The sequence below is a fragment of the Thermus sp. 2.9 genome (genome assembly GCF_000794385.1).
Lineage (GTDB): Bacteria > Deinococcota > Deinococci > Deinococcales > Thermaceae > Thermus > Thermus thalpophilus.
The window spans coordinates 85,863-99,187 of the sequence record NZ_JTJB01000010.1; the positions used below are offsets into that span (position 1 = coordinate 85,863).

The following is a 13,325-nucleotide window of genomic DNA, read 5'->3' on the forward strand; positions in this document are numbered from 1 at the left end:
TATCAATCCCCTTACGGGGAAGCATCTCGTGCAACAGCACCCCTCTCATAATCTCGTCCTGGACGTTGGTCTTGGAGGGGGGGTTTGTGAGAAAGATGAAGTTTGGAATATGCATAAGCCGTATAAAGGCCGTTTTTGGGGGTTTAACCCGATGAAAACTTGCTTGCGGAAGGGGCGATGAGAAGGTAAAATCGCATATTCACCTTCCCCAAGGGCAAAACTGGCTTTCAAGGTCCCCCGTCCGAGCCTCGGACAAGGCCATTATAGCAGATGAGCGCAACGATGCACTCAGTATATACTTACCATAGAAAAACCTTGCGGAGCTCACTTCACTATGAGAAAGTGCCAAACGTGCCTTTGCGCCTAAATCTAGACGAGCTGCGAAAGTAACTATCAAAGTCGGAAATGGCTAACAGAACTGGAAGCAAAGGGCATACGCATCCCGAAGCAGAGCTTTGACCCACGTTCCACTCATCGGGGTGGATAGGGCAGGGGGGCTTGTAGGGCCTGGATGGGGTGCCTACGCTTCCTCCCCTTGGGCGCCCTCCGGGAGCGTGCCTTCCACAAAGAGGGTCTTGGCCTGGGTGTAGAGGACTTGGCCGGGGGCCGCCTTCCTGGGCCGCCACACGTGCTTCTTGCGGGTGTAATCCACGGGCACCTGCCGCTCCCCCCGGGCCTTGGAGTGGTAGGCGGCGAGCTGGGCGGCGAAGAGGAGGTCTTCCAGGGGCGGGTTTTTGCCCTCAGCCTTCAGGATCACGTGGCTTCCCGGCACGCCCTGGGCGTGGAACCAGAGGTCCTCCGAGTGGGCGAGGCGGGTGAGGAGATCGTTTTCCTTGGCGTTCCGCCCCACCAGGACGGGGAAGCCGGAGGGCGAGGTGTAGCGGAGGCCAAGCCGGGGCCCTTTGCCCTCCTTGGGCCTTTGGGAGAGGGCGAGGAGGGTTTGGAGGTCCGCCGCCTTCACCCGGGCCATCTCCGCCTCGAGGGCCTTTAGCTTGGCCTCCGTCTTGGGGATGAGGTCCAGGGCGCGCTCCGCCAGCTCCTCAAGCCGCCTGGCCCGCTCGTACAGCCTCTTGGCGTTTTCCTGAGGGGAAAGGGCGGGGTCTAAGGGGACCTCCACGGGCTTGCTGTCAAAGCCCTCCAGCATCACCCCGCTTGCCCCCTTGGGCACCTCCTTGAGCCGGGCCAGGAGGAGGTCGGCCTTTTGCCTGAGGGCCTCCGCCTCCTCCAGCCGCTCCAGGGCCTTGTGGTAGTCGGCGAGCCGGGCCCGAAGCGTCCTGGCCTCCCGCGCCAGGGCCTCGAGGAGGGGCTTCCTCAGGGCCTCCTTCTCCTCCTCCTGCCACTTGAGGCGGAGCTCCTCGGAAAGCTCCGTGCGCAAGGTGGGGTCTTCCACCAGGCTCTTTAGGGCCCGGTGCAGGGCCTTGAGCTCCTCCTCCCCCAAGGGGTTTTCCGGCGTGAGCCCGGCCCGGCGGGCGAGCTCCCGCATGAGCTCCAGCCCCACCCCGTCAACGTGGCGCACCACCTCCTTGAGGGGCTTTCCCAAAAGCACCCTTAGGTCTTCCTCCGTTAATGTCCTCGGGTCCAGCTTGGCGTAGGGGGGCGGGGGGGTGTACGGGAGGCCGGGGCGGAGCTCCCGGTAGCGGTTCACCTCCTTGGTGATGACCCGGTCCACCCCTAGGATGGTTCCCCCCTCGTCCAGGAGAAGGAGGTTGGCGTTCTGCCCCGTGGCCTCAAAGACCAGGATGGAAGGGGGCGTGTCCACGAAGCCCTTTTCCCCGGCGAAGTGGAGGAAGACCACCCGGTCCAGTTTGAGCTGCTCCGCCCGCGTTAAAGCCCCCTTGACCCGGGCGGCGAGTTGCCGCTGGAAAGGGGTTTTGGGCTCCCCCAGGATGGTCCCCTCCTCCAGGACCAGGCTTGGGTTGGGCGGTCGGTAGTGGAGGACCAGGTTGAAGATCCGCCCCGTTTTCCCCTTGAGGAGCACGGCCAAGGTGCCCTCGTCGGGGAAGGCGAGGCCGAGGTGGAGGGCGGGAAGCTCGCCCTGAAGCTCCCGCAAAAGGGCGTGGATCAGGAGGCCTTCCATTTGCGAAAGACCACCAAAAACGCCGTGTGCCCCACCTGCTGGAAGCGGGGGTGGGCCACGGGGAGCCGCACCTCCCACTCCCGCCAGCCCACCTCCAAGACCCTCTCCAGCCGAAGGGGTAGCCCCTCCGCCGCCCGCACCGTCTCCAGGACCTGGGTGATGTTGGGGAGGTAGGCCACCAGGAAGCGGTCCGGCATCAGGGCCTCCGCCGCCTTGCCCAGCACCTTCCAGGGCTCCATGAGGTCCAGCGCCACGCCGTGGAAGCCCTCCTGGGGAAGCTCCGCCTCCTCCAGGCCCTGGGCGTGGAAGCGCACGTTTTCCACCTGCCAGAAGGCCTTCACGTTCTCCTCCGCTTGCTTCAGGTGGTGGGGCCGCTTCTCGTAGCTTTCCACCAGGCCCTCCTTCCCCACCGCCCGGGCCAGGAAGAGGGTGAGCCCCCCCGAGCCCGTGCCCGCCTCGAGGACCCGCATCCCCGGGGCCAGGTCTAGGAGGGTCACCATGGCGCTGGCGTCCTTGGGGTAGGTGGGGGTGGCGCTCCGCTTCATGTGGAGGACGTACTCCTCCAGGGTGGGGCGGTGGACGGAAAGGGGCTCGCCCAGGTGGGTCCGCACCATGCCTCCGGGGCCCGCCTGGAGGATGGCCTCGTGGGGGACGCTTCCTTTGTGGTGGTGGAAGACCCCGCCCGCCTTGAGGCGCACCAGGAAGGCGCGGCCTTTGCTGTCTTTGAGGAGAAAGAGCTCGCCTTCCACCCCGCCCACTTTAGCGGGCGAGTTCCAGGTAGTCCAGTACCCGCGGTAGGTCAAAGGGGTTGGGGACCCAGTAGGGGCCGGCGAAGGCGGTGGGGGTGCCCCGAAGGCCCAGGCGGAGGGCGAGGGTTCTTTCCCCCTCCACGAGCCCTTTCACCGCTGGGTCTTCCAGGCACCGGGCGAAGGCTTCCTCCTTTAGGCCCAGTTCCCGGGCCAGGGCCCGGTAGTTCCCAAGCCGCCCCGTCATGAGGCGGTCGTGGTAGGGCCAAAAGGCCCCTTGCTCTGCGGCGCACTCGCTGGCGATGGCCGCGGGCAGGGCCTCGGGGTGGATTTCCTTCAAGGGGAAGTGGCGGTAGCTCACCCGCAGGGCGCCCCTTAGGGCCTGGGCCTTGAGCTCGGGAAGGACTTCCCTGGCCAGGCGCTGGCAGAAGGGGCATTGAAAGTCGGAGAACACCCGCAGGATGGGCCCGGCAGTCCCCAGGAGATGGCGTTCAGGGCCTAAGGCGGCCTCCTCCACCGCCCTCGGGGCCACCCGGGCACGGAAGGGCTCGGCGAAGGAGAGCTCCAGCCAAAAGGCGTCTTCCGGGGTCAGGGTGAGGGCGCGCCCCCTAAGGAGCGGGGCGTTTTGCCGGTACCATTTCTGGAAGGGGAGGGAGAAGGGAAGGCCCGTGGCCTTTTCCAGAAGCAGACCCACGAAGGCGGGGTCCTCCGGGCCCTCGTAGCTTGCGGCCAGGAGGCGGCCGTTTTTCGTCTCCACCGCCACCTTGCCCCCAGGGGGCGGGGCGCCTAAGGTTTGGGAGAAGCCCTCCACGGGCCGGGCGATCTGGGCCATGGCCAGGCCCAAGGCCAAGGCCAGGGAAACGAGCCCCCTCATACCTTGAAGAAGCCTTCCACCGGCAGGACGAAGACCACGGCTCCTCCCACCTGCACCTCCACGGGTTGGGCCAGGAAGGGGTCAGGGGCCTCGGAGAGGGGAAGGCCCCGGGTCACCAGGCGGGTGCGGGTGCGGCACTTCTCCCGCACCAGGTCAAGAACCTCCGCCACCCGCTCGTCTTCCACCCCGATGAGCAGCGTGGTGTTCCCTTCCCGCAGGAAGCCTCCCGTGGAGGCCAGCTTGGTGGACTGGAGGCCCCGCTCCAAGAGGGCCTTGGTGAGGCCGGGGGCGTCCGTGTCCTGCACGATGGCGATGATGAGCTTCATTGGCGCCTATTGTACACCCGCCTTGAGCCGGGCGTGCCACTCCTGGAGGCTCCTCACCCCTAGTTCCTTTTCCCGCGCCTTCAGGATGGCCTTCAGGCTCCACCAAGCCCCTTCCAGGGTGGTGATGAAGGGGAGGCCCTTCTCCACCGCCCTCCGGAGCTCGGGGTGGGGCACGGGGCTGATGAGGAGGTGGTAGTCCTCCTCGCTCACGCTAAACCCCACCTCCCGGTACGCCCGCTTGAGCGCCTCCAGGCGGTCTTGCTCCTCGGGGCGAAGCCCTTCCCCGATGAAGCGCACCCGGCCTTCCAAAGGAAGCTTTTGCCCAGCCCCGAGCTCCGCCTTGTAGTAGGCCAGGTAGGGGTCCTCGTCTATCCCCATGCTTTCGCCCGTGGAGCGCATCTCCGGGCCCAGGACGGGGATAACCCCGGGGAACTTGAGCCAGGGGATCACCACCTCCTTCACGGCGTAGTAGGGGGGCACGGGCTCCAAGTCCTTCACCCCGAGCTCCTTCAGGGTCTTCCCCACGGCGATGAGGGCGGCGAGCTTAGCCAAGGGCACGCCGATGGCCTTGGACACAAAGGGCACGGTGCGGCTCGCCCGGGGGTTGGCCTCGAGGATATACACCTCCTCCCCCACCACGGCGTACTGCACGTTCAAAAGCCCCTTCACCCCCAGGGCCAGGGCCAGGCGGCGGGTGTAGTCCTTCACCTTGGCGAGGGCCGTGGGGGAGAGGTGCACGGGGGGCAGGACCGTGGCGGAGTCCCCGGAGTGGACCCCGGCCCGCTCCACGTGCTCCATCACCCCGGCGATCATCACCGCTTCCCCATCGGAAAGGGCGTCCACGTCCAGCTCCAAGGCCCCATCCAGGTAGCGGTCCAGGAGGATGGAGGGCTTTTCCTCCAAGGGGGCGTAGACTTCTTCCAGATAGCGCAGAAGCTCCCCCTCGTCCCGAAGGACCCGCATGGCCCGCCCCCCCAGGACGTAGCTGGGCCGGGCGAGGAGGGGGAAGCCGAGCTCCCGGGCAAGCCGCAAGGCCTCCTCTGGGCCCTTCGCCACCCTCCCTTCGGGCTGGGGGATGCCAAGGGTCTGGCAGAGTTCGTGGAAGGCTTGGCGGTCTTCCGCCTTGTGGATGGCGGCGTAGGGGGTGCCAAGAAGCTTCACCCCGGCCTCCTCTAGCCCCTTGGCCAACTTCAGGGGCGTCTGCCCCCCCAAGGTGGCGATCACCCCCAGGGGCTTTTCGTGCTCCACCAGGTTGAGGACGTCCTCGAGGGTCAGGGGCTCAAAGTAGAGGCGGTCGGCGGTGTCGTAGTCGGTGGAGACCGTTTCGGGGTTGGAGTTAACCATGATGGTCTCGTACCCCGCCTCCTTCAAGGCCCAGACGGCGTGCACCGTGGCGTAGTCAAACTCCACCCCTTGCCCGATGCGGATGGGCCCCGAGCCCAGGATCACCACCTTGGGCTTCTCCGAGGGCCAGACCTCGTCCTCCTCCTCGTAGGTGGAGTAGTGGTAGGGGGTGTAGGCCTCAAACTCGGCGGCGCAGGTGTCCACCGTCTTGTAGACGGGGGCCACCCCCAGGGCCTTGCGCTCGGCCCGCACCTCCTCCTCCCCCCGGCCCAAAAGCTCGCCCAGGCGCCGGTCAGGCAGGCCCAAGGCCTTGTAAAAGCGCCAGTCCTCCCGGTCCTTGGGAGGGTGGTCCTTGAGCCAAGCCTCCGCCTCTGCGATCTCCCGCATCTGGTGGAGGAACCAAGGGTCAATGCGGGTGGCCTGGTAAAGCTCCTCCACGGGCATGCCCCGCCTGAGGAGCTCCAGCACGGCGTAGATGCGGTCGGGGTTGGGGTAAAGCTTTTTCTCCAGGTCCTCCGTGCGCACCCCAGCCAGGGCCCGCACGTCCCGCTCTAGCCCCCTGAGGGCCTTTAGAAGCGCCTCCTTGAAGGTGCGGCCCATGGCCATCACCTCGCCCACGGACTTCATCTGGGTGGTGAGCTCGTCCTTGAGCTCCCCTAAGGTGTTGGGAAGGTCCTTGAACTTCTCAAAGGCGAAGCGGGGAATCTTCACCACCACGTAGTCAATGGTGGGCTCAAAGGAAGCGGGGGTCTTGCGGGTGATGTCGTTGGGAAGCTCGTCCAGGCGGTAGCCCACCGCCAGAAGGGCGGCGATTTTGGCAATGGGGAAGCCCGTGGCCTTGGAAGCGAGGGCGCTGGAACGGGAGACCCGGGGGTTCATCTCAATCACCACCTGGCGGCCCGTCTTGGGGTCCACGGCGAACTGGATGTTGGACCCCCCCGTGTCCACCCCGATTTCCCGGATCACCGCCTTGGCGGCGTCCCGCATCCTTTGGTACTCGGCGTCGGAGAGGGTCTGGGCCGGGGCCACGGTGATGGAGTCCCCGGTGTGAACCCCCATGGGGTCCACGTTTTCAATGCTGGTGATGATGACCACGGTATCGGCGTGGTCCCGCATCACCTCTAGCTCAAACTCCTTCCATCCCAGGACCGATTCCTCCACCAAGGCGGTGTGCACCGGGGAGAGGGCGAGGCCCCGTCCCAGGACCTCCACGAGCTCTTGTTCGCTTCGGGCGATGCCGCCCCCTGTGCCCCCCAGGGTGAAGGAGGGGCGGACCACCACGGGGTAGCCCACCTCCCGGGCGAAGTGGAGCCCTTCCTCCACGCTTCCCACCATGAGGCCACGGGGCACCTCGAGGCCGATCCTCCGCATGGCCTTTTGAAATTCTTCCCGGTCCTCCCCCTTCTTGATGGCCTCCGCCTTGGCCCCGATGAGCTCCACCCCGTAGCGCTCCAGGATTCCTTCCTCGTAAAGGGCCATGGAGAGGTTGAGGGCGGTCTGGCCCCCCAGGGTGGGGAGGAGGGCGTCGGGGCGCTCCCTGGCCAGGATCCTTTCCAAGGACTCCAGGGTTAGAGGTTCCACGTAGGTGTGCTCGGCCAGCTCGGGGTCGGTCATGATGGTGGCGGGGTTGGAGTTCACCAAGATGGCCTCGTACCCCGCTCCCCTTAGCGCCTTCACCGCTTGGGTGCCGGAGTAATCAAACTCGGCGGCCTGTCCGATGGTGATGGGTCCCGAACCGATGATGAGGATCTTCTTAAGGTCTCTTCTCGGCGGCATCGCGTACCCGGTGAAAGAGCTTACCACATACCCGGGGCACATCCAAGGGCCATCTGCGAAGATTATGCGGTAAAGCCGGGTATATATGCATAGAGTTGCCATAGGCCCCGGGCCCCGGCCCCGGCTATACTCAGGCCATGCGCAAGGTGCGCCCCGAGGAGCTTCCCGCCCTCTTGGCCCAAGGGGTGAAGGTGGTGGACGTCCGCCCCGCCGACCGGAGGAACACCCCCTTGCCCTTCCCGGCGGAGTGGGTCCCTTTGGAAAAGATTCAAAAGGGCGAGCACGGCCTGCCTAAGGTTCCCCTCCTCTTGGTGTGCGAGAAGGGGCTTTTGAGCCAGGTGGCGGCCCTCTACCTGGAGGCGGAAGGCTACGAGGCCATGAGCCTGGAGGGCGGGCTTCAGGCCTTGACGGAGGCGAGATAGCTCCTTAGAATGGCGGATGCTGAGCGTGGTGAGCGTAGCTCAGCTGGTTAGAGCACCGGACTGTGGATCCGGGGGTCGTGGGTTCAAGTCCCATCGCTCACCCCAAAACCACCACCCCGCAAGGGGTGGTATTTTGAAGGGGGGGCCTCGCCCCCATGCGAGGATGGCGGAACCGGTAGACGCGCCGGACTTAGGATCCGGTGGGGCAACCCGTGCGGGTTCAAGTCCCGCTCCTCGCACCAACCGGGCGGGGCCCTTCCCCAACTGCGAGGTGTGGCGTGGCGGAGATCCTGGAGCGTTCCGGCTATCTGGTGAAGGTCCGGGTGGAAGTCCCGGCGAAGAGGGTGGAGGAGAGCTACCAGGCCCTCCTAAAGGACCTGGCCAAGCGGGTGCGGATCCCTGGCTTCCGCCCGGGAAAGGCCCCTTTGAAGGTGGTGGAGGCCCGCTTGGGGCGGGATGAGCTTCTGGCCGACCTCAAGGAGCGCTTGGTGGAGGAAACCTACCCCGAAGCGGTGCGGGAGCTGGGCCTTACCCCCGTGGCCGCCCGGGTGGTGGAGGAGGAGCTCAAGGAGGGGGAGGGCTTCCGCTACGTGGCCGAGGTGGAGAACTACCCAGAGGTGAAGCTCCCCGACTGGCGGAGCTTCACCTTGGAGGTGCCCTCTCCCGAGGTGACCGAGGAGATGGTGGAAAGGGCCCTGGAGGAGCTCCGCCAGCGCTACGCCGAGCTGGTTCCCGTGGAGCGGGAGGCCCAGGAAGGCGACCACGTCTTCGTGCGCACGGAGGAGGGGGCGGAGTTTCCCATTGACCTTTCCAAGGCCCTGCCCCACGTGCGGGAGGCCCTTTTGGGCAAGCGGGCGGGGGACGAGGTTCTGGTGCCGGTGCTGAACGAGCGGGGCGAGAAGGTGCGGGAGGTGAAGACCGAGGTCTTGGAGGTCAAGACTCTGGAGCTTCCCGAGCTGGACGAGGAGTTTGCCAAGACCCTCGAGGCGGAAAGCCTGGAAGACCTCAAGGCCAAGGTGCGGGAAAGCCTCAAGCGCCAGGCGGAGGCGGCCTACCAGGAGGCCCGGGAGCGGGCCTTTTTGGAAAAGCTGGCCGAGGGGATGGAGGCGGACATCCCCCCCTCCATGCTGGAGGCGGAGGAGCGCCACCTTTTGGAGCACCTGGCGGAGGACCTCTACCGGCAAGGGGTTGGCCTCGAGGCCTACCTCAAGGCCCTGGAGGAGCGGGGCGAGCTGGAGAAGTTTAAGGAGGAGTTGCGCCAGGAAGCCCTCAAACGGGTGCGCCGCTCCTTGGCCAAGGAGCGCCTGGCCGAGGAGCTAAAGCCCGAGCTATCCGAGGAGGAGTGGCAGGCCTACTTGCAGGCGGTGGCCCGCTCCTACGGCCTCTCCCTGCAAGAGCTCCGGCGGCAGTTCGGGGAGCGGGGCCTTGCCCGGTTGCGGGCGGCCCACCTCCAGGACAAGGCGGTGCGCCAGGCCCTGGCGGAGCTCCCCTAAGGGGGCATGGTGGCCCAGGGGGGGATTTCCCCCTGGGCTTCCCCTTAGAATGAAAAACGGTATGGTCATACCCTACGTCATAGAGCAGACCGCCCGCGGCGAGCGGGTCTACGACATTTACTCCCGCCTCCTCAAGGACCGCATCATCTTCCTGGGCACCCCCATTGACGCCCAGGTGGCCAACACCGTGGTGGCCCAGCTCCTCTTCCTGGACGCGCAAAACCCCAACCAGGAGATCAAGCTCTACATCAACTCCCCCGGGGGCGAGGTGGACGCCGGGCTTGCCATTTACGACACCATGCAGTTCGTCCGGGCCCCGGTTTCCACCATCGTCATCGGGCTTGCCGCCAGCATGGCCGCGGTGATCCTGGCCGCTGGGGAGAAGGGGCGCCGCTACGCCCTGCCCCACTCCAAGGTGATGATCCACCAACCCTGGGGCGGAGCCCGGGGCACGGCCAGCGACATCGCCATCCAGGCCCAGGAAATCCTCAAGGCTAAGAGGCTTCTGAACGAGATCCTGGCCAAGCACACCGGCCAGCCCTTGGAAAAGGTGGAAAAGGACACGGACCGGGACTACTACCTCTCGGCGCAAGAAGCCTTGGAATACGGCCTCATTGACCAGGTGGTGACCCGTGAGGAAGCCTAGGCCCCACTGCAGTTTCTGCGGCCTGCGCCCGCCCGACACGGGAAGGCTTCTGGAAAGCCCCTTGGAGGACGTCTTCATCTGCGAAGACTGCGTGGCCCGGGCCCAGGAGATTCTTCGGGGGGAAAGCGCCAAGCCCAAGGGGCCGAGCCGCCTGCCCAAGCCCCAGGAGATCAAGGCCCACCTGGACCAGTACGTGGTGGGCCAGGAGGCGGCCAAGCGGGCCTTGAGCGTGGCCGTCTACAACCACTACAAGCGCCTCCTCCACCCCGAGGCGGAGATCGGCAAGGCCAACATCCTCCTCATCGGACCCACGGGCACGGGGAAGACCCTCCTTGCGGAAACCCTGGCCCGCTTCCTGGAGGTGCCCTTCGCCATCGCCGACGCCACCACCTTGACCGAGGCGGGGTACGTGGGGGAGGATGTGGAGAACGTCATCCTCCGCCTCCTGCAAAACGCCGACTTTGACGTGGAGCGGGCGGAGATGGGCATCGTTTACATTGACGAGATTGACAAGATCGCCCGCAAGTCGGAAAACCCCTCCCTCACCCGGGACGTTTCCGGGGAAGGGGTGCAGCAGGCCCTTTTGAAGATCATTGAGGGCACCATCGCCAACGTTCCCCCGCAAGGGGGAAGGAAGCACCCCCATCAGGAGTTCATCCCGGTGAACACAAAAAACATCCTCTTCATCCTGGGCGGGGCCTTTGAGGGCCTGGAGAACATCGTGAAGGCCCGGGTGGGCCGCACCGCCATCGGCTTCACCGGGGGTAAGGAGAAGGGGGAGGAGCCCCTGGAGGTCATCCCCGAGGACCTGGTGAAGTTTGGCATGATCCCCGAGTTCGTGGGCCGGGCCCCCCTCATCGTCCAGCTCCACCCCCTCACGGAGGACGACCTGGTGCGCATCCTCACCGAGCCCAAGAACGCCTTGGTGCGGCAGTACCAGGAGCTTTTCCGCATGGAAGGGATTGAGCTCCGCTTTACCCCGGCGGCCCTCAAGGAGGTGGCCCGCCGCGCCCTCAAGCGGGGCACGGGGGCCCGGGGCCTTAGGGCCATCCTGGAGAAGACCATGGTGGACCTGATGTTTGAGGCCCCGGGGAGCGGGGTGAAGGAGCTCGTGGTGGACCTGCCCCACCTGGACCACCCCTTGAGGGCCCTGGAGGAGGCCCGACTCAGGCAGGCTTCTTAGAGGCTGTCGTAAAAGGGTGGTATTCTTGAGGGATGAGCTCTAGACGATCTTACCCCAGCGACCTCAGCGATGCGGAGTGGGCCCTCCTGGAGCCCCTCATCCCAGCCCCCAAGCCCGGCGGCCGACCCGCCAAGGTGCCGAGGAGAGAAATCGTTAACGCCATCCTTTACGTCCTGGAAAACGGCATCAAGTGGCGGGCTATGCCCCATGACTTGCCCCACTGGTCCACCGTCTACCACTACTTCCGCAAGTGGCAGAAGGAAGGCATTTGGGAGAAGGCCGTCCAGGCCCTGGCCCGCCAGGACCGGGAGCGAGAAGGGAGGCAAGCTTCGCCCAGCGCTCTGGTGATGGATAGCCAGTCCGTCAAGACCACGGAAAAAGGGGGCCCCGAGGGAACGACGGGGCGAAAAAGGTCAAGGGGAGAAAGCGCCAAATCTTGACGGACACGGGGGGTCGCTTGCTGAAGGCCTTCGTGCACCCGGCCAACGAGCACGATAAGCGGGGTGGGGAGGCCTTGCTCCTGGGGATGGACCTCTCCCTTTGGCCAAGGGTGCGGAAGCTCTTTGTGGACTGGGGGTACAGGGGCCTCAAGGGGCTCGCTTCTTCCCTGGGGCTGGAGCTTGAGGTGGTGGCCCGTCCCTACGCGGGGGTGCGTGGGGTCTGGGTGCGGGAGGGGGAGGAGGCGCCGGAGCTTCCGCGGGAGAGGGGGTTCAAGCCCTTGCCCAAGCGGTGGGTGGTGGAGCGGACCTTCGCCTGGCTTGGGCGGAATCGGCGGCTTGCCAAGGACTACGAAGCTAACCCTCGGGTGAGCGAGGCCTGGGTGTATCTGGGCATGCTACGCTTGTTGGTGAAGCGGCTGGCTAGGGCCGCGTAGCTGGCCGTGGAGGACTTTTACGACAGCCTCTTAGGCCTAGCCGGAAAGCCGGGCCACCAGGGCCTCTTTGAGGGCGAAGAGGCGCTCGGTGAGGGAAACGTGGTAGATGTGGGGGTTCACCAGGCGGCGCACCCCTGGGTCTAGCCGGGCCACGTCCTTTTGACGCCTTTCCCGCAGGGCCTCGAGGGGTAGGGGGGGGAAGAGGCGCTTGCCCCTGAAGGCTTCTTGCAGGAGGGGTTCTAGGGTGAACTCCCCGGGGTTCAGCGTGCGGCGCTTGGTGGGGTCGGTGGGATGGCGGAGGCAGAGGGGGGCGTCCTCCCGCACCTCCTCTTCAAAGGTGGCCAGGAGGTCCGCCGTGGCCAGGCCCCGCCCGTCGTACACCCGGTAGACCTTCTTGTGCCCGGGGTTCAAGATCTTTTCCAAGGAGTCCGAGATCTTCATGGCCGGGGCCCAGGTGCCGTTTTCCCGGATGGCCACCAGCTTGTACACCCCCCCTAAGGCCGGGTAGCCCCAGGAGACCACCATCCGGGTCCCCACCCCGTAGACCAGGCGCTTTAGGAGCTTCTCTGGGTCCACGCCGTAGCGGGGGGCTTCCTCCAGGATCTGGCTTTTGATCTGCCAGATGACCAGCTCGTCCAGGTCCCCCGAGAGGACGATGAGGGTGTCGGGGAAGCCCGCCTTGTCCAGCTCCTTGGCCGCCTGGATGGCCAGGTGGGCTAGGTCGCCGGAGTCAATCCGCACCCCCACGGGGCGGTGTCCCTTCTTCCGCAGGTTCTCAAAGACCTTGATGGCGTGGGGCAGGCCGGAGTGGAGGGTGTCCACGGTGTCCAGGAGGAGGATGGTGTCGTCGGGGAAGACCTCGGCGAAGGCCTGGAAGGCGTCTTCCTCGGAGTAGCCCAAGGCCAAGAAGGCCTGGACCAGGCTGTGGGCGTGGGTGCCGGAGGCGGGGAGGCCCAGGAGGTGGGAGAGGCTCACGGCGCTACTCCGGTTGGCCCCCCCGATGAGGCTCGCCCGTGTGGCGCTTTCCCCCCCTTTGCCGGGGGAGCGGCGCAGGCCGAACTCCAACACCACCGCCTCTTCCCCCGCCGCCTCCCGCACCCGGCTCGCCTTGGTGGCGATGAGGGTTTCGTAGTTGATGCGGTTTAAGAGGGCGGTTTCCAGGAGCTGGGCCTGGAGGAGGGGGCCTTCCACGCTGAGAAGGGGCACCTGGGGGTGGGCCACCCGGCCCTCGGGGAGGGCCCTCACCGTGAGGCCGGAGAACCCGCCCATGGCCTGCAGGTAATGGAGGTAGTCCTCGGCGAAGAGGGGTTTGCCGGAGCGGCTTTTTAAGGCGCGGAGGGCTTCCAGCTCTGCCTCGCCGAAGCGGGCGTTTTCCATCCAGGAGAGCAAGGGGTCAAGCCCGGCGAAGACGGTGTAGCCCGCCTGGTGGGCTCCGTAGTCGGGGTTTTTTCGGTAAAAGGCTTCAAAGAGCGCTTCCCTCTCGTGAAGCCCTAGGCGAAAGTAAACCTGACCCATGGTGAGCTGGTAGAGGTCGGTGTAGAGGATGCCGAAGGGGTCCATGGGC

The 13,325-nt window shown here is 66.0% G+C and carries 11 protein-coding genes and 2 tRNA genes; 7 read left to right on the forward strand and 6 right to left on the reverse strand.

Annotated features, from left to right (window positions below):
• Positions 1 to 520: 520 nt before the first annotated feature.
• The 5 genes from QT17_RS04725 to carB are packed head-to-tail and all read right to left on the reverse strand — an operon-like array spanning position 521 to position 7,143.
• Complete coding sequence (locus QT17_RS04725) at positions 521 to 2,077, reverse strand: NFACT family protein (RefSeq protein WP_039457001.1); 1,557 nt, start codon at positions 2,075 to 2,077, stop codon at positions 521 to 523.
• The gene (locus QT17_RS04730) at positions 2,062 to 2,826 is read right to left on the reverse strand and encodes a tRNA (adenine-N1)-methyltransferase (protein WP_152607330.1); all 765 of its coding nucleotides are present in this window, start codon (positions 2,824 to 2,826) and stop codon (positions 2,062 to 2,064) included. The genes QT17_RS04725 and QT17_RS04730 overlap by 16 nt, the downstream gene beginning before the upstream one ends.
• Before the next feature lie 10 nt (positions 2,827 to 2,836).
• Complete coding sequence (locus tag QT17_RS04735) at positions 2,837 to 3,697, reverse strand: thioredoxin domain-containing protein (RefSeq protein ID WP_039457007.1); 861 nt, start codon at positions 3,695 to 3,697, stop codon at positions 2,837 to 2,839.
• Positions 3,694 to 4,023 (reverse strand): cyclic-di-AMP receptor, encoded by a 330-nt coding sequence (locus QT17_RS04740; RefSeq protein WP_039457010.1) that lies wholly within the window; start codon positions 4,021 to 4,023, stop codon positions 3,694 to 3,696. The genes QT17_RS04735 and QT17_RS04740 overlap by 4 nt, the downstream gene beginning before the upstream one ends.
• A gap of 6 nt (positions 4,024 to 4,029) precedes the next feature.
• Positions 4,030 to 7,143 carry a carbamoyl-phosphate synthase large subunit gene (gene carB / locus QT17_RS04745; RefSeq protein WP_039457013.1) on the reverse strand — a complete coding sequence of 1,038 codons (3,114 nt, stop codon included), beginning with the start codon at positions 7,141 to 7,143 and terminating at the stop codon, positions 4,030 to 4,032.
• A gap of 137 nt (positions 7,144 to 7,280) precedes the next feature.
• On the opposite strand from carB, the gene QT17_RS04750 reads away from it, so the two are divergent.
• From QT17_RS04750 to QT17_RS13610, 7 genes are all read left to right on the forward strand, one after another.
• Positions 7,281 to 7,565: a rhodanese-like domain-containing protein gene (locus tag QT17_RS04750; protein ID WP_039457016.1), complete on the forward strand. Its 285-nt coding sequence runs from the start codon at positions 7,281 to 7,283 to the stop codon at positions 7,563 to 7,565.
• Between the two features lie 28 nt (positions 7,566 to 7,593).
• Positions 7,594 to 7,670 (forward strand) — tRNA-His (locus QT17_RS04755).
• A gap of 52 nt (positions 7,671 to 7,722) precedes the next feature.
• A tRNA-Leu gene (locus QT17_RS04760) sits at positions 7,723 to 7,807 on the forward strand.
• Positions 7,808 to 7,843: 36 nt separating this feature from the next.
• Complete coding sequence (gene tig / locus QT17_RS04765) at positions 7,844 to 9,058, forward strand: trigger factor (RefSeq protein ID WP_039457019.1); 1,215 nt, start codon at positions 7,844 to 7,846, stop codon at positions 9,056 to 9,058.
• 61 nt (positions 9,059 to 9,119) lie between these two features.
• Entirely contained in the window at positions 9,120 to 9,704 is a 585-nt protein-coding gene (clpP, locus tag QT17_RS04770) for an ATP-dependent Clp endopeptidase proteolytic subunit ClpP (protein ID WP_039457100.1), read from the forward strand.
• Positions 9,691 to 10,887: an ATP-dependent Clp protease ATP-binding subunit ClpX gene (gene clpX / locus QT17_RS04775; RefSeq protein ID WP_039457022.1), complete on the forward strand. Its 1,197-nt coding sequence runs from the start codon at positions 9,691 to 9,693 to the stop codon at positions 10,885 to 10,887. Before clpP ends, clpX begins: the two co-directional genes overlap by 14 nt.
• 32 nt (positions 10,888 to 10,919) lie before the next feature.
• Positions 10,920 to 11,761 (forward strand): IS5 family transposase gene (locus tag QT17_RS13610; protein WP_244346638.1). Its coding sequence is split into 2 segments (ribosomal slippage): positions 10,920 to 11,283 and positions 11,283 to 11,761, totalling 843 coding nucleotides; the frame shifts between segments, so codons are not numbered across the junction.
• Between the two features lie 36 nt (positions 11,762 to 11,797).
• Here the strand turns inward: QT17_RS13610 and QT17_RS04790 are convergent.
• The gene (locus tag QT17_RS04790) at positions 11,798 to 13,321 is read right to left on the reverse strand and encodes a nicotinate phosphoribosyltransferase (protein ID WP_039457025.1); all 1,524 of its coding nucleotides are present in this window, start codon (positions 13,319 to 13,321) and stop codon (positions 11,798 to 11,800) included.
• Positions 13,322 to 13,325 lie beyond the last annotated feature (4 nt).